The 218-nt window shown below is 50.9% G+C and carries 1 protein-coding gene; it reads left to right on the top strand.

The features are described from left to right. Positions 1 to 218, top strand: a 218-nt coding sequence (locus tag QP922_RS12890; RefSeq protein ID WP_284809920.1) for a helix-turn-helix domain-containing protein, incomplete at both ends; no start/stop codon positions are given.

The raw sequence follows: 218 nt of genomic DNA, 5'->3' as shown, positions 1-218 counted from the left end.
GATGTTGACCGAAAGATTCATCAGATTTGGAAAGACTCTGATGAGGTTTATGGTGCTCCGCGGATCACCGCAGAACTAACCGAGCGCTACCAGATCACCTTGAATCGCAAGACCGTGGCGAAGCGGATGCGCATAATGGGCATTGAAGGGATTTCACCGCGTGCCTTTGTCCCGGTGACAACGATTCAATCCAAGCGTAAGTCAACTCTTCCTGACCT

It is taken from the genome of Corynebacterium sp. MSK218, from assembly GCF_030232655.1.
Classification (GTDB): domain Bacteria; phylum Actinomycetota; class Actinomycetes; order Mycobacteriales; family Mycobacteriaceae; genus Corynebacterium.
Note: the sequence above shows the minus strand (reverse complement) of the source record. Positions and strands in the feature narration are given on the sequence as shown.